Raw genomic sequence first — 286 nt, 5'->3', positions numbered from 1 at the left:
CTTTAATTTAACGTTAATAATTTTTTATATTTGCTACAAATATCCCCTTTATGAATAAACTTTTATTTATTTTAGGCTTTTTCGTGACTAATTTCTGGGTAAGTGCTCAGACTTTTTCGGATGAAGCTTTACAGCAGTCTGTCCAGCAGCTCAATAATGCCAAGACAGACAGTGACTATGATACTCTCTTTCATACATTTTCCGAAACTAAAACCTCAGAGAAGTGGAAAGCTAATTACTATGCTGCAGTAGCAATGTATTCCAAAGCTCAATTTTTGTTAACAAA

The 286-nt window shown here is 32.9% G+C and carries 1 protein-coding gene; it reads left to right on the top strand.

Annotated elements, in window-relative coordinates; all coding sequences use genetic code 11:
* Positions 1–50: 50 nt before the first annotated feature.
* Positions 51–286, top strand: a 236-nt coding sequence (locus SB689_RS22885; RefSeq protein WP_410694361.1) for a hypothetical protein, incomplete at its 3' end; no start/stop codon positions are given.

Origin of the sequence: Chryseobacterium sp. SIMBA_038 (genome assembly GCF_046535115.1) — a bacterium.
Taxonomy (GTDB): Bacteria; Bacteroidota; Bacteroidia; order Flavobacteriales; family Weeksellaceae; genus Chryseobacterium.
Note: the sequence above shows the minus strand (reverse complement) of the source record. Positions and strands in the feature narration are given on the sequence as shown.